23 protein-coding genes and 1 pseudogene are annotated in these 20703 nt (G+C 54.0%); 20 read left to right on the top strand and 4 right to left on the bottom strand.

The window, feature by feature from the left end:
- Window positions 1-40 precede the first annotated feature (40 nt).
- The 5 genes and pseudogenes from apbE to mqo all read left to right on the top strand — a co-directional run bounded on the left by apbE (window position 41) and on the right by mqo (window position 6466).
- Entirely contained in the window at window positions 41-1096 is a 1056-nt protein-coding gene (gene apbE / locus BFF42_RS15635; protein WP_000406105.1) for an FAD:protein FMN transferase ApbE, read from the top strand.
- A 73-nt stretch (window positions 1097-1169) separates the two neighbouring features.
- Entirely contained in the window at window positions 1170-2234 is a 1065-nt protein-coding gene (ada, locus tag BFF42_RS15630) for a bifunctional DNA-binding transcriptional regulator/O6-methylguanine-DNA methyltransferase Ada (protein WP_000786355.1), read from the top strand.
- Window positions 2234-2883: pseudogene (gene alkB, locus BFF42_RS15625) on the top strand (DNA oxidative demethylase AlkB). Before ada ends, alkB begins: the two are co-directional and overlap by 1 nt.
- A gap of 75 nt (window positions 2884-2958) precedes the next feature.
- The gene (yojI, locus tag BFF42_RS15620; RefSeq protein WP_000422160.1) at window positions 2959-4602 is read left to right on the top strand and encodes a microcin J25 efflux ABC transporter YojI; all 1644 of its coding nucleotides are present in this window, start codon (window positions 2959-2961) and stop codon (window positions 4600-4602) included.
- 217 nt (window positions 4603-4819) lie between these two features.
- Entirely contained in the window at window positions 4820-6466 is a 1647-nt protein-coding gene (mqo, locus tag BFF42_RS15615; protein ID WP_000758039.1) for a malate dehydrogenase (quinone), read from the top strand.
- A gap of 149 nt (window positions 6467-6615) precedes the next feature.
- On the opposite strand, the gene eco is transcribed toward mqo, so the two are convergent.
- Together eco and yojO are read right to left on the bottom strand one after the other, a co-directional pair.
- Complete coding sequence (eco, locus tag BFF42_RS15610) at window positions 6616-7125, bottom strand: serine protease inhibitor ecotin (protein WP_000712251.1); 510 nt, start codon at window positions 7123-7125, stop codon at window positions 6616-6618.
- Between the two features lie 113 nt (window positions 7126-7238).
- Window positions 7239-7403, bottom strand: coding sequence for a protein YojO (gene yojO / locus BFF42_RS28180; RefSeq protein WP_001296837.1), 165 nt, complete (start codon window positions 7401-7403; stop codon window positions 7239-7241).
- A 108-nt stretch (window positions 7404-7511) separates the two neighbouring features.
- Between yojO and napF the strand changes: the two genes are divergently transcribed.
- The 15 genes from napF to ccmH are packed head-to-tail and all read left to right on the top strand — an operon-like array spanning window position 7512 to window position 19651.
- Window positions 7512-8006, top strand: coding sequence for a ferredoxin-type protein NapF (napF, locus tag BFF42_RS15605; RefSeq protein WP_000686719.1), 495 nt, complete (start codon window positions 7512-7514; stop codon window positions 8004-8006).
- Window positions 7996-8259, top strand: a complete 264-nt coding sequence (napD, locus tag BFF42_RS15600) for a chaperone NapD (RefSeq protein ID WP_000557378.1) — start codon at window positions 7996-7998, stop codon at window positions 8257-8259. Before napF ends, napD begins: the two co-directional genes overlap by 11 nt.
- On the top strand, window positions 8256-10742 hold the full coding sequence (napA, locus tag BFF42_RS15595; protein ID WP_000778039.1) for a periplasmic nitrate reductase subunit alpha: 2487 nt from the start codon (window positions 8256-8258) through the stop codon (window positions 10740-10742). Before napD ends, napA begins: the two co-directional genes overlap by 4 nt.
- 6 nt (window positions 10743-10748) lie before the next feature.
- On the top strand, window positions 10749-11444 hold the full coding sequence (gene napG / locus BFF42_RS15590; RefSeq protein ID WP_000091290.1) for a ferredoxin-type protein NapG: 696 nt from the start codon (window positions 10749-10751) through the stop codon (window positions 11442-11444).
- The gene (napH, locus tag BFF42_RS15585; RefSeq protein ID WP_000013507.1) at window positions 11431-12294 is read left to right on the top strand and encodes a quinol dehydrogenase ferredoxin subunit NapH; all 864 of its coding nucleotides are present in this window, start codon (window positions 11431-11433) and stop codon (window positions 12292-12294) included. Before napG ends, napH begins: the two co-directional genes overlap by 14 nt.
- Window positions 12291-12740 (top strand): nitrate reductase cytochrome c-type subunit, encoded by a 450-nt coding sequence (napB, locus tag BFF42_RS15580; protein WP_000835177.1) that lies wholly within the window; start codon window positions 12291-12293, stop codon window positions 12738-12740. Before napH ends, napB begins: the two co-directional genes overlap by 4 nt.
- A gap of 9 nt (window positions 12741-12749) precedes the next feature.
- On the top strand, window positions 12750-13352 hold the full coding sequence (gene napC / locus BFF42_RS15575; protein ID WP_000528376.1) for a cytochrome c-type protein NapC: 603 nt from the start codon (window positions 12750-12752) through the stop codon (window positions 13350-13352).
- A gap of 12 nt (window positions 13353-13364) precedes the next feature.
- A complete protein-coding gene (gene ccmA, locus BFF42_RS15570) occupies window positions 13365-13988 on the top strand; it encodes a cytochrome c biogenesis heme-transporting ATPase CcmA (protein WP_000525587.1) in 624 nt (207 codons plus the stop codon).
- Window positions 13985-14647, top strand: a complete 663-nt coding sequence (gene ccmB, locus BFF42_RS15565) for a heme exporter protein CcmB (RefSeq protein ID WP_000971730.1) — start codon at window positions 13985-13987, stop codon at window positions 14645-14647. Before ccmA ends, ccmB begins: the two co-directional genes overlap by 4 nt.
- A 41-nt stretch (window positions 14648-14688) precedes the next feature.
- Window positions 14689-15426, top strand: coding sequence for a heme exporter protein CcmC (ccmC, locus tag BFF42_RS15560; RefSeq protein WP_001295447.1), 738 nt, complete (start codon window positions 14689-14691; stop codon window positions 15424-15426).
- Window positions 15423-15632, top strand: a complete 210-nt coding sequence (gene ccmD / locus BFF42_RS15555) for a heme exporter protein CcmD (protein ID WP_000186538.1) — start codon at window positions 15423-15425, stop codon at window positions 15630-15632. Before ccmC ends, ccmD begins: the two co-directional genes overlap by 4 nt.
- The gene (gene ccmE, locus BFF42_RS15550; protein ID WP_001026418.1) at window positions 15629-16108 is read left to right on the top strand and encodes a cytochrome c maturation protein CcmE; all 480 of its coding nucleotides are present in this window, start codon (window positions 15629-15631) and stop codon (window positions 16106-16108) included. The genes ccmD and ccmE overlap by 4 nt, the downstream gene beginning before the upstream one ends.
- Window positions 16105-18048 (top strand): cytochrome c-type biogenesis heme lyase CcmF, encoded by a 1944-nt coding sequence (gene ccmF, locus BFF42_RS15545; protein WP_000982462.1) that lies wholly within the window; start codon window positions 16105-16107, stop codon window positions 18046-18048. Before ccmE ends, ccmF begins: the two co-directional genes overlap by 4 nt.
- Entirely contained in the window at window positions 18045-18602 is a 558-nt protein-coding gene (gene dsbE / locus BFF42_RS15540; protein WP_000824439.1) for a thiol:disulfide interchange protein DsbE, read from the top strand. Before ccmF ends, dsbE begins: the two co-directional genes overlap by 4 nt.
- A complete protein-coding gene (gene ccmH / locus BFF42_RS15535; RefSeq protein ID WP_001211560.1) occupies window positions 18599-19651 on the top strand; it encodes a cytochrome c-type biogenesis thiol:disulfide oxidoreductase CcmH in 1053 nt (350 codons plus the stop codon). Before dsbE ends, ccmH begins: the two co-directional genes overlap by 4 nt.
- A 33-nt stretch (window positions 19652-19684) precedes the next feature.
- Here ccmH and narP read toward each other — a convergent pair whose 3' ends face one another.
- Together narP and BFF42_RS15525 are read right to left on the bottom strand one after the other, a co-directional pair.
- The gene (narP, locus tag BFF42_RS15530; protein ID WP_001113637.1) at window positions 19685-20332 is read right to left on the bottom strand and encodes a nitrate/nitrite response regulator protein NarP; all 648 of its coding nucleotides are present in this window, start codon (window positions 20330-20332) and stop codon (window positions 19685-19687) included.
- Window positions 20333-20524: 192 nt separating this feature from the next.
- Window positions 20525-20703: IS1 family transposase (locus BFF42_RS15525; protein ID WP_000663719.1), on the bottom strand; the 179-nt coding region annotated here is incomplete at its 5' end.

Raw genomic sequence — 20703 nt, 5'->3', positions numbered from 1 at the left:
TGGTGTACTCTTGCGACCGTTCGCATGAGGATAATCACGTATGGAAATAAGCTTTACCCGCGTGGCACTGCTGGCTGCCGCGCTCTTCTTTGTTGGTTGCGATCAAAAACCACAACCCGCCAAAACCCACGCTACTGAAGTTACCGTTCTTGAAGGCAAAACCATGGGTACCTTCTGGCGTGCCAGCATCCCGGGCATTGATGCCAAACGCAGTGCCGAACTTAAAGAAAAGATTCAGACCCAGCTGGACGCCGACGATCAGCTGCTTTCGACCTATAAAAAAGATTCCGCGCTGATGCGCTTTAACGACTCGCAAAGTTTGTCGCCGTGGCCAGTAAGTGAAGCGATGGCCGAAATCGTCACTACCTCGCTGCGCATTGGCGCGAAGACCGATGGTGCGATGGATATTACCGTCGGGCCGCTGGTAAATCTGTGGGGCTTTGGCCCGGAACAACAGCCGGTTCAAATTCCGAGCCAGGAACAGATCGACGAGATGAAAGCCAAAACTGGTTTACAGCACCTTACGGTCATTAATCAGTCGCATCAGCAATATCTGCAAAAAGACCTGCCGGATTTATATGTCGATCTCTCTACCGTCGGCGAAGGTTATGCGGCGGATCACTTGGCACGCTTGATGGAGCAGGAAGGGATTTCCCGCTATCTGGTGTCGGTGGGCGGCGCGCTGAACAGCCGTGGTATGAACGGTGAAGGCCTGCCGTGGCGGGTAGCGATTCAAAAACCAACCGATAAAGAAAACGCAGTTCAGGCTGTGGTGGATATCAACGGTCATGGGATTAGCACCTCTGGCAGCTACCGTAACTATTACGAACTGGACGGCAAACGTCTTTCTCATGTTATCGATCCGCAAACCGGGCGTCCCATCGAACACAATCTGGTATCCGTGACGGTGATTGCTCCGACGGCGCTGGAAGCCGATGCCTGGGATACTGGCTTGATGGTACTCGGGCCGGAGAAAGCCAAAGAGGTTGTTCGCCGGGAAGGGCTGGCGGTTTATATGATCACCAAAGAAGGCGATAGCTTTAAAACCTGGATGTCACCACAGTTTAAAAGCTTCCTTGTCAGCGAAAAAAATTAAAGCGCAAGATTGTTGGTTTTTGCGTGATGGTGACCGGGCAGACTAAAGGCTATCCTTAACCAGGGAGCTGATTATGAAAAACGCCACATGCTTAACTGACGATCAACGCTGGCAATCTGTCTTAGCCCGCGACCCGAATGCCGACGGCGAATTCGTTTTCGCCGTGCGCACCACAGGCATCTTTTGCCGTCCGTCTTGCCGCGCCAGACATGCCTTGCGGGAAAATGTCTCCTTCTACGCAAATGCCAGCGAGGCACTCGCCGCCGGATTTCGCCCCTGCAAACGCTGCCAACCTGATAAAGCCAATGCCCAGCAACATCGGTTGGATAAAATCACCCACGCGTGTCGACTGCTGGAACAGGAAACGCCTGTAACGTTGGAAGCCTTAGCCGACCAGGTGGCGATGAGTCCATTTCATCTACATCGGTTGTTTAAAGCGACTACCGGAATGACGCCTAAAGCCTGGCAACAGGCCTGGCGCGCTCGCCGTTTGCGCGAATCGCTGGCGAAAGGGGAGAGCGTGACGACGTCTATTCTTAACGCCGGATTCCCCGACAGCAGCAGTTACTACCGCAAAGCCGATGAAACGCTGGGCATGACGGCTAAACAATTCCGTCACGGTGGCGAAAATCTGGCGGTGCGTTACGCGCTGGCTGATTGTGCGCTGGGTCGTTGCCTGGTGGCAGAAAGCGAGCGGGGGATTTGCGCGATATTGCTGGGCGATGATGACGCGACATTAATCAGCGAGTTGCAGCAGATGTTTCCCGCTGCCGACAACGCGCCTGCCGATCTGACGTTTCAGCAACATGTGCGTGAAGTGATCGCCAGCCTCAATCAACGCGATACGCCGCTGACGTTACCGCTGGATATTCGCGGCACTGCTTTTCAGCAACAAGTCTGGCAGGCACTGCGCACGATACCTTGCGGTGAAACCGTCAGTTATCAGCAACTGGCTAACGCCATCGGCAAACCGAAAGCGGTACGGGCCGTTGCCAGCGCCTGTGCCGCCAACAAGCTGGCTATCGTAATACCCTGTCATCGAGTGGTCCGTGGTGATGGCACACTTTCCGGTTACCGCTGGGGCGTGTCGCGTAAAGCGCAACTGCTGCGCCGCGAAGCTGAAAATGAGGAGAGGTAATGTTGGATCTGTTTGCCGATGCTGAACCGTGGCAAGAGCCACTGGCGGCTGGTGCGGTAATTTTACGGCGTTTTGCTTTTAACGCTGCGGAGCAACTGATCCGCGATATTAATGACGTTGCCAGCCAGTCGCCGTTTCGCCAGATGGTCACCCCCGGGGGATATACCATGTCGGTGGCGATGACCAACTGTGGGCATCTGGGCTGGACGACCCATCGGCAAGGTTATCTCTATTCGCCCATTGATCCGCAAACAAATAAACCGTGGCCCGCCATGCCACAAAGCTTTCATGATTTATGTCAACGTGCGGCTACGGCGGCGGGCTATCCAGATTTCCAGCCAGATGCTTGTCTTATCAACCGCTACGCTCCTGGCGCGAAACTGTCGCTGCATCAGGATAAAGACGAACCGGATCTGCGCGCGCCAATTGTTTCTGTTTCTCTGGGCTTACCCGCGATTTTTCAATTTGGTGGCCTGAAACGTAATGATCCGCTCAAACGTTTGTTGTTGGAACATGGCGATGTGGTGGTATGGGGCGGTGAATCGCGGCTGTTTTATCACGGTATTCAACCGTTGAAAGCGGGGTTTCATCCACTCACCACCGACTGCGCTACAACCTGACATTCCGTCAGGCAGGTAAAAAAGAATAAAAATAAGAATTATTATTGCTGTGCGCGCGAAGATGTTTAAACTGCGGGCTGTAATTCATTGTCCGGGTTTTCTGCATGGAACTTCTTGTACTTGTCTGGCGGCAGTATCGCTGGCCATTTATCAGTGTGATGGCGCTAAGCCTCGCCAGTGCGGCATTAGGCATTGGCTTAATTGCTTTTATCAATCAGCGCCTTATCGAAATGGCGGATACCAGTCTGCTGGTATTGCCGGAGTTTCTGGGATTATTGCTGCTGTTGATGGCAGTCACTCTCGGATCGCAACTGGCGCTCACCACTTTGGGGCATCACTTCGTTTACCGACTGCGTAGTGAATTTATCAAGCGGATTCTGGATACCCACGTCGAGCGCATTGAACAACTCGGTAGCGCCTCGTTGCTGGCGGGATTAACCAGCGATGTGCGCAATATCACCATTGCTTTTGTGCGTCTTCCGGAACTGGTGCAGGGGATCATTCTCACTATCGGTTCCGCGGCGTATCTGTGGATGCTGTCGGGCAAAATGTTGCTGGTAACGGCTATCTGGATGGCGATCACCATCTGGGGTGGTTTTGTACTGGTGGCGCGGGTGTACAAACATATGGCGACCCTACGTGAAACCGAAGACAAGCTGTACACGGATTTTCAAACTGTACTTGAAGGGCGCAAAGAGCTGACTCTGAACCGGGAACGCGCCGAGTATGTGTTTAACAACCTCTACATCCCCGATGCGCAAGAGTATCGCCATCATATTATTCGCGCAGACACCTTCCATCTTAGTGCCGTGAACTGGTCAAACATCATGATGCTGGGCGCTATCGGCCTGGTGTTCTGGATGGCGAACAGTCTCGGTTGGGCTGATACCAACGTTGCTGCGACCTATTCGTTGACGCTTTTATTCCTGCGTACGCCGCTGCTTTCGGCGGTTGGCGCATTGCCGACGCTGCTGACGGCGCAGGTGGCGTTTAACAAGCTGAACAAATTCGCGCTCGCGCCTTTCAAAGCAGAGTTTCCGCGCCCGCAGGCGTTTCCCAACTGGCAAACGCTGGAGCTGCGTAATGTGACGTTTAGCTATCAGGATAACGCGTTTTCCGTTGGTCCGATTAATCTCACCATCAAACGTGGCGAGCTACTGTTTCTGATTGGTGGTAACGGTAGTGGAAAATCGACGCTGGCGATGTTGTTGACGGGCTTGTATCAGCCACAAAGCGGCGAAATCTTGCTGGATGGCAAACCTGTCAGCGGCGAACAACCGGAAGATTATCGCAAACTGTTTTCGGCAGTGTTTACCGATGTCTGGCTGTTTGATCAACTGCTGGGGCCGGAGGGTAAACCCGCTAACCCGCAACTGGTTGAGAAGTGGCTGGCGCAGCTGAAAATGGCTCATAAGCTTGAGTTAAGCAACGGGCGTATTGTTAACCTGAAGTTATCAAAAGGGCAGAAAAAACGCGTGGCGCTGTTGCTGGCGCTGGCAGAAGAACGCGATATTATCCTGCTGGATGAATGGGCGGCGGATCAGGATCCACACTTCCGTCGTGAGTTTTATCAGGTGTTGCTGCCGCTGATGCAGGAGATGGGTAAAACTATTTTCGCTATCAGTCATGATGATCATTACTTTATCCACGCCGACCGCCTGCTGGAAATGCGCAATGGGCAACTTAGCGAGCTGACGGGCGAAGAGCGCGATGCCGCTTCGCGTGATGCCGTTGCCCGGACGGCATAATATTACGACGCTGACCTGGCGGACTGCTGCCGTCAGGTCAATATGCTAAAAATCCCTTCATTTCTAATAACCCTATAATTAATCAACGAAATTATAATGTTTCTAAAATTAGAATATAATTTATAAACATTATTTAAATGTTGTTACTTAAGTGTTACCTTTGATGCCGCGCAAATCTCACCTGCAATAAAGCGACTAAAAGTAAGGCATTAACAAGATGAAAAAAGTGACTGCCATGCTCTTCTCGATGGCCGTGGGGCTTAATGCCGTTTCGATGGCGGCAAAAGCGAAAGCGTCCGAGGAGCAGGAAACTGATGTACTGTTGATTGGCGGCGGCATTATGAGCGCCACGTTGGGGACCTATTTACGCGAGCTGGAGCCTGAATGGTCGATGACCATGCTGGAGCGCCTGGAGGGTGTCGCGCAGGAGAGTTCGAACGGCTGGAATAACGCCGGAACCGGGCATTCTGCACTGATGGAACTGAACTACACCCCGCAAAACGCCGATGGCAGTATCAGTATTGAAAAAGCAGTCGCCATTAACGAAGCATTTCAGATTTCCCGCCAGTTCTGGGCGCACCAGGTCGAGCGCGGCGTGCTGCGTACTCCGCGTTCATTTATCAATACCGTTCCGCATATGAGCTTTGTCTGGGGCGAGGATAACGTTAATTTCCTGCGCGCCCGTTACGCCGCGTTGCAACAAAGCTCGCTGTTTCGCGGTATGCGTTACTCTGAAGATCACGCGCAGATCAAAGAGTGGGCACCGTTAGTGATGGAAGGGCGCGATCCGCAACAGAAAGTGGCAGCCACGCGTACGGAAATTGGTACCGATGTGAACTACGGCGAGATCACCCGCCAGTTAATTGCTTCCTTGCAGAAGAAATCTAACTTCTCGCTGCAACTCAGCAGCGAAGTCCGCGCCCTAAAGCGTAATGACGATAACACCTGGACCGTTACCGTTGCCGATCTGAAAAATGGCACTGCACAGAACATTCGTGCCAAATTTGTCTTTATCGGCGCGGGCGGTGCGGCGCTGAAGCTGTTACAGGAATCGGGGATTCCGGAAGCGAAAGACTACGCCGGTTTCCCGGTGGGCGGACAGTTCCTTGTTTCGGAAAACCCGGACGTGGTTAATCACCATCTGGCGAAGGTTTACGGTAAAGCATCCGTTGGCGCACCACCGATGTCGGTTCCGCATATCGATACCCGCGTTCTGGACGGTAAACGCGTAGTGCTGTTTGGGCCATTTGCCACCTTCTCAACCAAATTCCTCAAAAACGGTTCATTGTGGGATCTGATGAGTTCCACCACCACCTCTAACGTGATGCCGATGATGCACGTCGGGCTGGATAATTTCGATCTGGTGAAATATCTGGTGAGTCAGGTGATGTTGAGTGAAGAGGATCGTTTTGAAGCGTTGAAAGAGTACTATCCGCAGGCGAAAAAAGAGGACTGGCGTTTGTGGCAAGCGGGGCAGCGTGTGCAGATTATCAAGCGTGATGCCGATAAAGGTGGTGTACTGCGTCTGGGTACTGAAGTGGTCAGTGACCAGCAAGGGACCATTGCCGCGCTCCTGGGAGCATCGCCAGGGGCGTCAACCGCCGCGCCGATTATGTTGGATCTGCTGGAAAAAGTATTTGGCGATCGCGTTTCCAGCCCGCAATGGCAGGCTACGTTGAAAGCGATCGTTCCGTCTTATGGACGCAAGCTGAACGGTGATGTAGCGGCAACAGAACGCGAGTTGCAGTACACCAGCGAAGTGCTGGGGCTGAAATACGACAAGCCGCAGGCAGCAGATAGTACGCCAAAACCGCAGTTGAAACCGCAACCCGTTCAAAAAGAAGTGGCGGATATTGCGTTGTAATGATGTGCCACATCCGGCATGGTATGCCGGATGTGGCGTATACTGATAAGACGCGCCAGCGTCGCATCAGGCAACCGGCTCGGGCGTTAGATGTTGGATGCGGCGTAACCGCCTTATCCAACCAACGGGGTGCCGTACTTCACAACAGTTTAGCGAACTTCTGCGTTGTCAATTTTCTCTTCCGCCTTCCAGACGCGGTATTTCACATCTACATTGTCTGGCGTATACACCACGATCGGCAGCTTGCTGTTGTAACGCAGCATTCCAGCATCGCCCAGATACGCGGTGACAAATTTCTTCTCTTTCTTGCCATCCGGGCAGGCCATCATCGTGGAAACCGGCGAGCTAACTTTATCAAAGACATAATAATCATAGCCCCAGCCTTCCAGCGTTTTGCTTTCCAGCTTCCCGCCGAGACGATGCAAATTGCAATCGACTTCCAGCGTCTGACCGATTAACAGTTCTACTTTCAGGGTAGATTCATCTTCTTGCGGGGTTAACTGAATCACCTGACGCTTCATCCCTTTTTCAGCTTGTGGATAAGGCGCGATTTTTTCCAGTGGCTGGACGCTTTCTGCCGCCCAGGCGGAAGTGGTAGCGAAAGCGGCAAACAATACTGCAGGTAGAATGGTCTTCATTTTTTTGCTTTCCTTCTTCATTTATAGGTTTTCACCGATGATGTCGCTGAAGGTTAACATATTCATAAGATTTATTAATTTGCTTTATGAATAACTTAAAGAATATTCAGACAATTTTACCTGCTCTTTTAGTGTTAAATTCTGATGAGAGAACAAACCAGCAGAAATATCTCTGGTGAATTAATCGCTATATAAATATGTTTATAACCATTTGAAATGTGAGCAAAAGCCCGTTTTTGCCACGCTTCCCGCCACTCTTTTGATCCTGCTACAGGTTTTACCCCGATCGGGGTATGCATCTTTGACACATCCTTTAATATCTTAGCGGTTATAAAAATGGCTTATTAATTATGCGGTTTATTTGGTCGCTCTCAATTTTCAGAGCGCGTTAATGATGGAAGGTCAATGTGAAGATTGATGCATCCCGTCGGGGCATACTCACTGGTCGCTGGCGCAAAGCCAGTAACGGTATCCGTCCGCCCTGGTCCGGTGATGAATCTCATTTTCTGACCCATTGCACCCGTTGCGACGCCTGTATTAATGCTTGTGAAAACAACATTCTGCAACGCGGCGCGGGCGGCTATCCGAGCGTTAATTTCAAAAATAACGAGTGCAGCTTCTGTTACGCTTGCGCGCAGGCTTGCCCCGAATCGCTATTTTCTCTGCGCCACACTAGGGCCTGGGATTTGCAGTTCACCATTGGGGACGCGTGCCTGGCGTATCAGTCAGTTGAATGCCGCCGCTGTCAGGATAGCTGTGAGCCAATGGCAATTATCTTTCGCCCGACGCTCTCCGGGATCTACCAGCCGCAACTTAATAGCCAACTTTGCAACGGATGTGGAGCATGTGCAGCCAGCTGTCCGGTATCAGCCATAACTGCGGAGTATCTCCATGCACACTAACTGGCAAGTTTGCAGCCTGGTCGTGCAGGCCAAAAGCGAACGAATTTCAGACATCAGCACCCAACTGAACGCCTTTCCCGGCTGTGAAGTTGCTGTCAGCGACGCGCCGAGCGGTCAGTTGATTGTGGTGGTGGAAGCAGAAGACAGCGAAACGCTGATCCAAACCATTGAGTCAGTACGCAACGTAGAGGGCGTGCTGGCGGTGTCGCTGGTTTATCACCAGCAGGAAGAGCAAGGTGAGGAAACACCATGAAACTCAGTCGTCGTAGCTTTATGAAAGCTAACGCCGTTGCGGCCGCTGCGGCGGCTGCCGGTCTCAGCGTGCCGGGCGTTGCCCGCGCCGTTGTTGGTCAGCAGGAAGCCATCAAATGGGATAAAGCGCCGTGCCGTTTCTGCGGTACTGGTTGCGGCGTTCTGGTCGGAACGCAGCAGGGACGTGTGGTGGCCTGTCAGGGCGACCCAGACGCACCGGTTAACCGTGGCCTGAACTGCATTAAGGGCTATTTCCTGCCCAAGATCATGTACGGTAAAGACCGTTTGACGCAGCCGCTGCTGCGTATGAAAAACGGTAAATATGACAAAGAAGGCGAATTTACCCTAATCACCTGGGATCAGGCCTTCGATGTGATGGAAGAGAAATTCAAAACCGCCCTGAAAGAAAAAGGGCCGGAATCGATCGGTATGTTCGGTTCTGGTCAGTGGACTATCTGGGAAGGTTATGCCGCGTCCAAGCTGTTTAAAGCGGGCTTCCGTTCGAACAACATCGACCCGAACGCGCGTCACTGTATGGCGTCGGCAGTAGTTGGCTTTATGCGTACCTTTGGTATGGATGAGCCGATGGGCTGCTATGACGACATCGAGCAGGCTGACGCGTTTGTGCTGTGGGGCGCAAACATGGCGGAGATGCACCCGATCCTCTGGTCGCGCATCACTAACCGTCGTCTCTCTAATCAGAACGTCACCGTGGCGGTGCTTTCTACCTACCAGCATCGTAGCTTCGAGCTGGCGGATAACGGCATCATCTTTACGCCACAGTCTGACCTGGTGATCCTGAACTACATCGCCAACTATATCATTCAAAACAATGCGATAAATCAGGACTTCTTCAGCAAACACGTTAACCTGCGCAAAGGGGCGACGGACATTGGCTACGGTTTACGTCCGACCCATCCGCTGGAAAAAGCAGCGAAGAATCCAGGTTCTGACGCCTCCGAACCGATGAGCTTTGAAGATTACAAAGCCTTCGTTGCCGAGTATACGCTGGAAAAAACTGCCGAAATGACCGGCGTGCCGAAAGACCAGTTAGAACAACTGGCGCAGCTGTATGCCGATCCGAACAAGAAAGTCATCTCCTACTGGACGATGGGCTTCAACCAGCATACTCGTGGCGTGTGGGCTAACAACCTGGTCTACAACCTGCACCTGCTGACCGGCAAAATTTCCCAGCCGGGTTGCGGTCCGTTCTCCCTGACCGGGCAACCTTCTGCGTGTGGTACTGCGCGTGAAGTGGGCACCTTTGCTCACCGTCTGCCTGCGGACATGGTGGTGACCAACGAGAAACACCGTGATATCTGCGAGAAGAAGTGGAATATCCCGAGCGGCACCATTCCGGCGAAAATCGGTCTGCACGCGGTGGCACAAGACCGTGCGCTGAAAGACGGCAAACTGAATGTTTACTGGACCATGTGTACCAACAACATGCAGGCCGGGCCGAACATCAATGAAGAGCGTATGCCGGGCTGGCGCGATCCGCGCAACTTCATCATCGTCTCCGATCCGTATCCGACAGTCAGTGCGCTGGCCGCCGACTTGATCCTGCCGACCGCAATGTGGGTAGAGAAAGAGGGCGCTTACGGTAACGCCGAACGCCGTACTCAGTTCTGGCGTCAACAGGTACAGGCACCGGGCGAAGCGAAATCGGATCTCTGGCAGTTAGTCCAGTTCTCCCGCCGCTTCAAAACTGAAGAAGTATGGCCGGAAGATCTGCTGGCGAAGAAACCGGAACTGCGTGGCAAAACGCTGTACGAAGTGCTGTATGCCACACCGGAAGTGAGCAAATTCCCGGTATCCGAACTGGCGGAAGATCAGCTGAACGATGAATCCCGCGAGCTGGGCTTCTATCTGCAAAAAGGGCTGTTCGAAGAGTACGCATGGTTTGGTCGCGGTCACGGTCACGATCTGGCACCGTTCGATGACTACCACAAAGCGCGCGGTCTGCGCTGGCCGGTGGTGAACGGTAAAGAAACGCAGTGGCGTTACAGCGAAGGTAACGACCCGTACGTGAAAGCGGGCGAAGGCTATAAGTTCTACGGCAAACCGGATGGCAAAGCGGTGATCTTCGCACTGCCATTCGAACCGGCGGCGGAAGCACCGGATGAAGAGTACGACCTGTGGCTCTCTACCGGACGCGTTCTGGAGCACTGGCACACCGGCAGTATGACTCGCCGTGTACCAGAACTGCACCGCGCCTTCCCGGAAGCGGTCCTGTTTATTCACCCGCTGGATGCGAAAGCGCGCGATCTGCGTCGTGGCGACAAAGTGAAAGTGGTTTCTCGCCGTGGCGAAGTGATCTCGATTGTCGAAACGCGCGGTCGTAACCGTCCGCCGCAGGGCCTGGTGTACATGCCGTTCTTCGACGCCGCACAGCTGGTTAACAAACTAACGCTGGACGCGACCGATCCGCTCTCGAAAGAGACGGACTTCAAGAAGTGCGCAGTCAAACTGGAGAAGGTGTAAGCCATTATGTCCCGGTCAGCGAAACCTCAAAATGGTCGCCGCCGCTTTCTGCGCGATGTTGTTCGCACAGCAGGCGGGCTGGCTGCCGTGGGTGTGGCGCTGGGGTTACAACAGCAAACCGCACGCGCATCTGGCGTGCGGTTGCGCCCGCCCGGAGCCATAAACGAGAACGCCTTTGCCAGTGCCTGTGTGCGTTGCGGTCAGTGTGTTCAGGCTTGCCCTTACGACACCTTAAAACTGGCGACGCTGGCCTCTGGTCTGTCGGCGGGCACGCCATATTTTGTCGCACGGGATATTCCTTGCGAAATGTGTGAGGACATTCCGTGCGCCAAAGTGTGCCCGAGCGGTGCGCTGGATCGTGAGATCGAATCGATCGACGACGCGCGGATGGGGCTGGCGGTACTGGTGGACCAGGAAAACTGTCTCAACTTTCAGGGGCTGCGCTGCGATGTTTGTTATCGCGAATGCCCGAAAATTGATGAGGCCATCACCCTGGAGCTGGAGCGCAACACGCGTACCGGTAAGCACGCCCGCTTTCTGCCGACGGTTCACAGAGACGCCTGTACCGGTTGCGGTAAGTGCGAAAAAGTGTGCGTGCTGGAACAACCGGCAATCAAGGTGTTACCGCTGTCACTGGCTAAAGGGGAGTTAGGTCACCATTACCGCTTCGGCTGGCTGGAGGGGAACAATGGCAAATCGTAAACGTGACGCCGGGCGCGAGGCGCTGGAGAAAAAAGGCTGGTGGCGCAGTCACCGTTGGCTGGTGTTACGTCGCCTTTGTCAGTTCTTCGTGCTGGGGATGTTTTTGAGCGGTCCGTGGTTTGGTGTGTGGATCTTACACGGTAACTACAGCAGTAGCCTGTTATTCGACACCGTTCCGCTGACCGATCCGCTGATGACGCTGCAAAGTCTTGCCAGCGGTCATCTGCCTGCCACGGTGGCGTTGACCGGTGCGGTGATTATCACCGTGCTCTACGCCCTGGCAGGAAAGCGATTATTTTGCAGCTGGGTCTGCCCGCTGAATCCGATTACCGACTTAGCGAACTGGTTACGCAGGCGCTTTGACCTCAATCAGTCTGCGACGATCCCTCGCCACATTCGCTACGTGCTGTTGGTGGTCATTCTGCTGGGATCGGCCTTAACTGGCACGCTCATCTGGGAATGGATCAACCCCGTATCTCTGATGGGGCGCAGCCTGGTAATGGGCTTCGGCAGCGGCGCGCTGCTTATTCTCGCGCTGTTTTTATTTGATCTACTGGTCGTTGAACACGGCTGGTGCGGGCACATTTGTCCGGTTGGCGCGCTGTATGGCGTGCTGGGTAGCAAAGGTGTGATTACCGTTGCGGCCACCGATCGGCAGAAATGTAACCGCTGTATGGATTGTTTTCATGTTTGCCCGGAACCGCGTGTGCTACGTGCCCCGGTGCTGGATGAACAAAGCCCGGTGCAGGTCACCAGCCGCGATTGCATGACGTGCGGTCGCTGCGTGGATGTCTGTTCTGAGGATGTATTTACAATAACTACACGATGGAGTTCGGGAGCGAAATCATGAAAAGCCATGACCTGAAGAAAGCGCTGTGTCAATGGACGGCGATGCTGGCCCTGGTGGTAAGCGGCGCGGTTTGGGCGGCTAATGGCGTCGATTTTAGCCAGTCGCCGGAAGTATCCGGGACACAGGAAGGGGCCATTCGAATGCCAAAAGAGCAGGAACGGATGCCGCTGAACTATGTGAATCAGCCGCCAATGATCCCGCATAGCGTTGAAGGTTATCAGGTAACGACCAATACCAACCGCTGCTTGCAGTGCCACGGTGTCGAAAGTTATCGCACCACTGGCGCGCCGCGCATTAGTCCTACTCACTTTATGGACAGCGACGGCAAAGTGGGCGCGGAAGTGGCTCCGCGTCGTTATTTCTGTCTGCAATGTCACGTACCGCAGGCCGATACCGCGCCAATCGTGGGGAATACCTTTACCCCATCAAAAGGTTACGGGAAATAAGAGGTTATTATGGGAAATTCTGACCGTAAGCCTGGTCTGATTAAGCGCCTGTGGAAATGGTGGCGTACCCCCAGCCGTCTGGCGCTGGGGACGCTGCTGTTGATCGGTTTTGTTGGCGGCATCGTCTTCTGGGGTGGCTTTAACACTGGGATGGAAAAAGCCAATACCGAAGAGTTCTGCATTAGCTGCCACGAAATGCGCAACACGGTGTATCAGGAATACATGGATTCCGTGCACTACAACAACCGTAGCGGCGTCCGTGCGACCTGTCCGGATTGTCACGTTCCGCACGAGTTTGTGCCGAAGATGATACGCAAGCTCAAAGCAAGTAAAGAGCTGTATGGTAAAATTTTTGGCGTTATTGACACGCCGCAGAAATTTGAAGCTCATCGTCTGACGATGGCACAGAATGAGTGGCGGCGCATGAAGGACAATAACTCGCAGGAGTGCCGTAACTGTCACAACTTCGAGTATATGGATACAACCGCCCAGAAATCGGTTGCCGCGAAGATGCATGACCAGGCGGTGAAAGATGGGCAAACCTGTATTGATTGCCATAAAGGGATAGCGCACAAGCTGCCCGATATGCGTGAAGTCGAGCCAGGTTTTTAACAGGGTTATTGCGTGGGTATGCTTGAAGCCAGAGAGTTACTTTGTGAGCGGGATGAACGAACCTTATTTAGTGGCTTGTCATTTACGCTGAACGCAGGAGAGTGGGTACAAATCACCGGTAGCAACGGCGCGGGGAAGACAACGCTTCTCCGTTTGCTGACGGGGTTGTCTCGCCCTGACGCAGGCGAGGTTCTCTGGCAAGGGCAGCCCTTGCATCAGGTACGCGACAGCTACCATCAAAACCTGTTATGGATAGGCCATCAGCCGGGGATCAAAACCCGGCTGACGGCGTTAGAAAATCTGCACTTTTATCATCGCGATGGCGATACCGCACAATGTCTGGAAGCCCTGGCGCAGGCCGGGCTTGCCGGATTCGAAGATATTCCTGTAAATCAGCTCTCGGCCGGGCAACAACGCCGCGTCGCTTTAGCGCGTCTGTGGCTGACCCGTGCCACGTTATGGATCCTCGACGAGCCTTTTACCGCGATTGACGTTAACGGCGTCGATCGTCTGACCCAGCGTATGGCGCAGCATACGGAGCAGGGGGGGATTGTGATTCTGACTACCCACCAGCCGCTCAACGTTGCTGAAAGTAAAATTCGCCGCATTTCACTGACGCAAACGAGGGCCGCATGATGTTCTGGCGCATTTTCCGTCTTGAGCTGCGTGTAGCGTTTCGCCATAGCGCCGAAATCGCCAACCCGCTGTGGTTCTTCCTGATTGTAATTACCCTTTTTCCGCTCAGTATCGGTCCGGAGCCGCAACTGCTGGCGCGTATTGCACCGGGCATTATCTGGGTTGCTGCGCTGCTTTCATCCTTGCTGGCGCTGGAACGACTGTTCCGTGACGATTTGCAGGACGGCAGTCTTGAACAATTGATGTTGTTGCCGTTACCCTTGCCCGCCGTTGTGCTGGCGAAGGTGATGGCGCACTGGATGGTAACCGGTCTGCCGTTACTCATCCTTTCGCCACTGGTAGCAATGCTACTGGGAATGGATGTTTATGGCTGGCAAGTGATGGCGCTGACGCTGCTGCTGGGAACGCCTACGCTTGGCTTTCTCGGTGCACCGGGTGTGGCGTTGACAGTGGGACTTAAGCGCGGTGGTGTGCTGCTCAGCATACTGGTGTTACCGCTGACTATCCCATTACTCATCTTTGCCACCGCCGCGATGGACGCGGCTTCCATGCATTTGCCCGTTGACGGGTATCTGGCAATTTTAGGCGCGTTGCTGGCAGGCACCGCGACATTAAGTCCTTTTGCGACGGCGGCAGCGTTACGAATCAGCATTCAATAACGCTGGATTACTGATTTTTGTTCGAGTCTGGTATCGAAACTATGTGGAAAACACTGCATCAACTGGCGATCCCACCACGGCTGTATCAAATCTGTGGCTGGTTTATACCGTGGCTGGCAATTGCCAGTGTGGTCGTGCTTACCGTCGGCTGGATCTGGGGATTCGGCTTTGCTCCGGCTGATTATCAGCAGGGAAATAGCTACCGCATTATCTACCTGCATGTGCCTGCGGCGATCTGGTCGATGGGTATTTATGCATCAATGGCGGTGGCGGCGTTTATTGGCCTTGTCTGGCAGATGAAAATGGCCAACCTGGCGGTGGCGGCGATGGCCCCCATTGGTGCCGTGTTTACCTTTATTGCCCTGGTTACCGGCTCTGCATGGGGAAAACCGATGTGGGGCACCTGGTGGGTATGGGATGCACGTCTGACTTCTGAACTGGTGCTGCTGTTTTTGTATGTGGGTGTGATTGCCCTGTGGCACGCCTTCGACGACCGCCGTCTGGCGGGCCGTGCGGCAGGTATCCTGGTGCTGATTGGCGTGGTGAATCTGCCGATTATTCATTACTCCGTGGAGTGGTGGAACACCCTGCATCAGGGATCAACGCGGATGCAGCAAAGTATCGATCCGGCGATGCGTTCGCCGCTGCGCTGGTCGATTTTTGGCTTCCTGCTCCTGTCTGCCACGCTGACGCTGATGCGGATGCGTAATTTGATTTTGCTGATGGAAAAACGCCGTCCGTGGGTGAGTGAACTGATACTGAAAAGAGGCCGTAAATGACCCCTGCATTTGCTTCCTGGAATGAATTTTTCGCAATGGGCGGTTACGCCTTTTTTGTCTGGCTGGCGGTGGTGATGACCGTTATTCCGCTGGTGGTTTTGGTCGTGCACTCGGTGATGCAGCATCGCGCAATTCTGTGTGGTGTGGAGCAACAGCGGGCGCGTGAGGCGCGTTTACGTGCTGCGCAACAGCAGGAGGCTGCATGAATATTCGCCGTAAAAACCGCTTGTGGATTGCCTGTGCTGTGTTGGCAGGTTTGGCGCTGACCATCGGTCTGGTGCTGTATGCGCTGCGCTCGAATATCGATCTCTTTTATACGCCGGGGGAAATTCTCTACGGCAAGCGTGAAACTCAGCAAATGCCGGAAGTCGGTCAGCGTCTGCGCGTTGGCGGGATGGTGATGCCGGGTAGTGTGCAGCGCGATCCCAATTCGCTGAAAGTGACCTTCACCATTTACGACGCTGAAGGCTCAGTGGATGTCTCTTACGAAGGCATTTTGCCGGATCTGTTCCGTGAAGGGCAGGGCGTTGTGGTGCAGGGCGAGCTGGAAAAAGGCAATCATATCCTCGCGAAAGAAGTGCTGGCGAAACACGACGAAAACTACACGCCGCCAGAAGTTGAGAAAGCGATGGAAGCTAACCACCGTCGCCCGGCGAGTGTTTATAAGGACCCAGCATCATGATGCCGGAAATTGGAAACGGGCTGCTGTGCCTGGCGCTGGGAATTGCGCTGCTGCTGTCCGTGTATCCGCTATGGGGCGTGGCGCGCGGAGATGCGCGCATGATGGCGTCTTCCCGCTTGTTTGCCTGGCTGCTGTTTATGTCTGTGGCTGGCGCATTTCTGGTGCTGGTCAATGCTTTCGTGGTCAACGACTTTACCGTCACCTATGTTGCCAGCAACTCCAATACCCAGCTTCCGGTGTGGTATCGCGTGGCGGCTACCTGGGGCGCGCATGAAGGTTCGCTTCTGCTGTGGGTGCTGCTGATGAGCGGCTGGACCTTTGCGGTGGCGATTTTTAGTCAGCGTATTCCGCTGGATATTGTGGCCCGTGTACTGGCGATAATGGGGATGGTCAGCGTCGGCTTTTTGCTGTTCATTCTCTTTACCTCTAACCCGTTCTCACGCACGCTGCCGAACTTCCCAATTGAAGGGCGCGATCTTAACCCGCTGTTACAGGATCCGGGGCTGATCTTCCATCCGCCTCTGCTTTATATGGGGTACGTGGGTTTCTCGGTGGCGTTTGCTTTTGCCATTGCTTCTTTGCTGAGCGGGCGTCTGGACAGCACTTATGCGCGTTTTACTCGCCCGTGGACGCTGGCGGCGTGGATTTTCCTGACGCTCGGCATTGTGCTCGGTTCCGCATGGGCCTATTACGAACTCGGCTGGGGGGGCTGGTGGTTCTGGGATCCGGTAGAAAACGCCTCGTTTATGCCGTGGCTGGTGGGGACTGCGCTGATGCACTCACTGGCGGTCACTGAACAACGCGCCAGCTTCAAAGCGTGGACATTACTGCTGGCAATCAGTGCCTTCTCGTTGTGTCTGCTGGGGACTTTCCTGGTGCGTTCCGGCGTGCTGGTATCGGTACACGCGTTTGCCTCTGATTCGGCACGCGGTATGTTTATCCTCGCCTTTATGGTACTGGTGATTGGTGGTTCGCTGCTGCTGTTTGCCGCGCGTGGACACAAAGTTCGCTCACGCGTAAACAATGCGCTGTGGTCGCGGGAATCTCTGCTGTTAGCGAACAACGTTTTGTTGGTCGCCGCGATGCTGGTGGTATTACTGGGGACGCTGCTGCCGCTGGTGCACAAGCAACTGGGACTGGGCAGTATTTCGATTGGCGAACCGTTCTTCAACACCATGTTTACCTGGCTGATGGTGCCGTTTGCGCTGCTGCTTGGTGTCGGTCCTCTGGTGCGCTGGGGGCGCGATCGCCCACGTAAAATCCGCAATTTATTGATTATCGCCTTCATCTCAACGCTGGTGCTGTCGCTGCTGCTGCCGTGGCTGTTCGAAAGCAAAGTTGTGGCGATGACGGTGCTCGGCCTGGCAATGGCCTGCTGGATTGCTGTGCTGGCAATTGCGGAAGCTGCGCTGCGTATTTCACGTGGCACGAAAACCACCTTCAGTTATTGGGGAATGGTGGCGGCTCACCTGGGGCTGGCAGTGACAATTGTTGGTATTGCCTTTAGCCAGAACTATAGCGTTGAGCGTGATGTGCGCATGAAGTCCGGCGATAGCGTCGATATTCATGAATATCGCTTCACCTTCCGTGATGTCAAAGAGGTGACTGGCCCGAACTGGCGCGGCGGTGTGGCGACTATTGGCGTAACGCGAGAGGGTAAACCGGAAACGGTGCTGTATGCGGAAAAACGTTATTACAACACTGCCGGGTCGATGATGACCGAAGCGGCGATTGACGGCGGCATCACGCGTGACCTGTACGCCGCGCTCGGTGAAGAGCTGGAAAACGGCGCGTGGGCCGTGCGTCTTTACTACAAACCGTTTGTTCGCTGGATTTGGGCGGGCGGGCTGATGATGGCGTTGGGCGGACTGCTGTGTCTGTTTGATCCTCGCTATCGTAAGCGCGTGAGTCCGCAAAAAACTGCGCCGGAGGCTGTATGAAGCGCAAAGTATTGTTAATTCCGTTGATTATCTTCCTGGCGATTGCCGCGGCGCTGCTGTGGCAGCTGGCGCGTAATGCCGAAGGGGATGATCCGACCAATCTGGAATCGGCGCTCATTGGCAAGCCAGTGCCGAAGTTTCGCCTCGAATCACTGGACAATCCGGGGCAGTTTTATCAGGCGGATGTGCTGACTCAGGGCAAACCTGTGCTGCTTAACGTCTGGGCTACCTGGTGTCCGACCTGCCGTGCGGAACATCAATATCTGAATCAGCTTTCTGCGCAGGGCATTCGCGTGGTCGGCATGAACTATAAAGACGATCGCCAGAAGGCAATAAGCTGGCTGAAAGAGCTGGGCAATCCTTACGCGCTAAGCCTGTTTGATGGCGATGGCATGTTAGGGCTGGATCTCGGTGTCTATGGCGCGCCAGAAACGTTCCTCATCGACGGCAACGGCATCATTCGCTATCGCCATGCGGGCGATCTCAATCCTCGCGTCTGGGAAGAAGAGATCAAGCCGCTGTGGGAGAAATACAGTAAGGAGGCCGCACAATGAGGTTTTTATTGGGCGTGCTGATGCTGATGATCTCCGGCTCAGCGCTGGCGACCATCGACGTGTTGCAGTTTAAGGATGAAGCGCAGGAGCAGCAGTTCCGCCAACTCACTGAAGAACTACGCTGCCCGAAATGCCAGAACAACAGCATTGCCGATTCCAACTCGATGATTGCCACCGACCTGCGCCAGAAAGTGTATGAACTGATGCAGGAAGGTAAAAGTAAAAAAGAGATTGTCGATTATATGGTGGCGCGTTACGGCAACTTCGTCACTTACGATCCGCCGTTAACGCCGCTGACCGTGCTGCTGTGGGTGCTTCCGGTAGTGGCTATTGGCATTGGCGGTTGGGTCATTTACGCCCGTTCGCGGCGTCGGGTACGCGTGGTGCCGGACGCGTTTCCTGAACAAAGCGTGCCGGAAGGTAAGCGTGCCGGATATATTGTTTATCTGCCGGGTATTGTGGTGGCGTTAATTGTGGCTGGCGTCAGCTACTACCAGACTGGCAATTATCAGCAGGTGAAAATCTGGCAGCAGGCCACGGCACAGGCTCCGGCGTTGCTGGACAGGGCGCTGGATCCGAAAGCCGATCCGCTCAACGAAGAAGAGATGTCGCGTCTTGCGCTGGGGATGCGTACTCAACTGCAAAAAAATCCGGGAGATATAGAAGGCTGGATTATGTTGGGCCGCGTTGGCATGGCGCTGGGTAACGCCAGTATCGCCACCGATGCATACGCTACTGCGTATCGCCTCGATCCGAAAAACAGTGATGCAGCACTGGGTTATGCTGAAGCGTTGACACGTTCATCTGATCCCAACGACAACCGCCTCGGTGGTGAACTGCTGCGCCAGTTGGTGAGAACGGACCATAGCAATATCCGTGTGTTAAGCATGTATGCGTTTAATGCCTTTGAGCAGCAGCGATTTGGCGAAGCCGTTGCCGCGTGGGAGATGATGTTGAAACTCTTATCTGCCAACGATACTCGCCGTGCGGTGATTGAACGTAGTATCGCGCAGGCGATGCAACATTTGTCGCCGCAGGAGAGTAAATAAAAAGAGGCCCGATGGTGATGCCATCGGGCTATTTTATTGTGCCCCGCGTTGTTGCAGGAACAGAATGGTGGCTGCCACGCGTGAGCGGACATTGAGTTTGCGCAGCAGATTGCGAATATGTACTTTTACTGTCTGCTCTGAAATATTCAACACCGAGGCAATCTGTTTATTTGACAGCCCCTGTGCCAGCTCGTGCAGAACATCCAGCTCGCGCTCCGTCAGCACGCTGAAGGGATCTTCTTCCGCGCCAAACATTTCACGTTCACGTAAGTACTGATTGACGCGTTCGCTAAAGACTTTGCTGCCTTTCGCTCCAGCACGAATTGCTTCCAGCAATACTTCCGGGTCGCTGTCTTTCAACAGATAACCGTCTGCGCCTGCGTCTATCAGCGCAAAGACATCGCTGGAGGCATCTGATACGGTCAGGATAATAATTTGCGCGGTAACGCCATCCCTGCGCAAGGCATTGAGGGTATCCAGGCCACTCATACCTTTCATATTGAGATCCAGCAAGATCACGTCGATATCCAGTCTATTCGCCAGATCGATCGCGCTCGCGCCGTCGCCCGCTTCGGCGACCACTTCAAAGCCAGGATCAAGCTCCAGTAACTGACGAACACCGCGTCGCATAAGTGGATGATCATCCACAATCATCACCTGAAAAGGCGTTGCTTCAGGCATAGTAGTCTCCTGGGGTTTTATTAGAATCATTATGTTTGAGCGTAGCGTTGGTAACGCTACCAGGCGCGTGAATGTTACCCCATTTTATGTATGGACATGTAGTGAAAACTACAACCTTGTCGTTCGCTTTGGCATCATTTTCATTATAAAGACGGAATTTTGCATCAGCTTCTCATCGGTAATGACTCCAACTTACTGATAGTGTTTTATGTTCAGATAATGCCCGATGACCTTGTCATGCAGCTCCACCGATTTTGAGAACGACAGTGACTTCCGTCCCAGCCTTGCCAGATGTTGTCTCAGATTCAGATTATGTCGCTCAATGCGCTGAGTGTAACGCTTGCTGATAACGTGCAGCTTTCCCTTCAGGC

It is taken from the genome of Shigella sp. FC1661 (assembly GCF_001712525.1).
Classification (GTDB): Bacteria; Pseudomonadota; Gammaproteobacteria; order Enterobacterales; family Enterobacteriaceae; genus Escherichia; species Escherichia coli.
Note: the sequence above shows the minus strand (reverse complement) of the source record. Positions and strands in the feature narration are given on the sequence as shown.

What these genes read in the sequence shown, in the direction of transcription:
- ccmF (WP_000982462.1), top strand. Translation starts at nt 16,105, where the DNA reads ATGATGCCGGAAATTGGAAACGGGCTGCTGTGCCTGGCGCTGGGAATT.
- dsbE (WP_000824439.1), top strand. Translation starts at nt 18,045, where the DNA reads ATGAAGCGCAAAGTATTGTTAATTCCGTTGATTATCTTCCTGGCGATT.
- napD (WP_000557378.1), top strand. Translation starts at nt 7,996, where the DNA reads ATGCACACTAACTGGCAAGTTTGCAGCCTGGTCGTGCAGGCCAAAAGC.
- ccmB (WP_000971730.1), top strand. Translation starts at nt 13,985, where the DNA reads ATGATGTTCTGGCGCATTTTCCGTCTTGAGCTGCGTGTAGCGTTTCGC.
- ccmE (WP_001026418.1), top strand. Translation starts at nt 15,629, where the DNA reads ATGAATATTCGCCGTAAAAACCGCTTGTGGATTGCCTGTGCTGTGTTG.
- yojO (WP_001296837.1), bottom strand. Translation starts at nt 7,403, where the DNA reads ATGCATACCCCGATCGGGGTAAAACCTGTAGCAGGATCAAAAGAGTGG.
- ccmC (WP_001295447.1), top strand. Translation starts at nt 14,689, where the DNA reads ATGTGGAAAACACTGCATCAACTGGCGATCCCACCACGGCTGTATCAA.
- napH (WP_000013507.1), top strand. Translation starts at nt 11,431, where the DNA reads ATGGCAAATCGTAAACGTGACGCCGGGCGCGAGGCGCTGGAGAAAAAA.
- ada (WP_000786355.1), top strand. Translation starts at nt 1,170, where the DNA reads ATGAAAAACGCCACATGCTTAACTGACGATCAACGCTGGCAATCTGTC.
- napC (WP_000528376.1), top strand. Translation starts at nt 12,750, where the DNA reads ATGGGAAATTCTGACCGTAAGCCTGGTCTGATTAAGCGCCTGTGGAAA.
- eco (WP_000712251.1), bottom strand. Translation starts at nt 7,125, where the DNA reads ATGAAGAAGGAAAGCAAAAAAATGAAGACCATTCTACCTGCAGTATTG.
- narP (WP_001113637.1), bottom strand. Translation starts at nt 20,332, where the DNA reads ATGCCTGAAGCAACGCCTTTTCAGGTGATGATTGTGGATGATCATCCA.
- napA (WP_000778039.1), top strand. Translation starts at nt 8,256, where the DNA reads ATGAAACTCAGTCGTCGTAGCTTTATGAAAGCTAACGCCGTTGCGGCC.
- yojI (WP_000422160.1), top strand. Translation starts at nt 2,959, where the DNA reads ATGGAACTTCTTGTACTTGTCTGGCGGCAGTATCGCTGGCCATTTATC.
- ccmD (WP_000186538.1), top strand. Translation starts at nt 15,423, where the DNA reads ATGACCCCTGCATTTGCTTCCTGGAATGAATTTTTCGCAATGGGCGGT.
- apbE (WP_000406105.1), top strand. Translation starts at nt 41, where the DNA reads ATGGAAATAAGCTTTACCCGCGTGGCACTGCTGGCTGCCGCGCTCTTC.
- napG (WP_000091290.1), top strand. Translation starts at nt 10,749, where the DNA reads ATGTCCCGGTCAGCGAAACCTCAAAATGGTCGCCGCCGCTTTCTGCGC.
- napB (WP_000835177.1), top strand. Translation starts at nt 12,291, where the DNA reads ATGAAAAGCCATGACCTGAAGAAAGCGCTGTGTCAATGGACGGCGATG.
- ccmH (WP_001211560.1), top strand. Translation starts at nt 18,599, where the DNA reads ATGAGGTTTTTATTGGGCGTGCTGATGCTGATGATCTCCGGCTCAGCG.
- mqo (WP_000758039.1), top strand. Translation starts at nt 4,820, where the DNA reads ATGAAAAAAGTGACTGCCATGCTCTTCTCGATGGCCGTGGGGCTTAAT.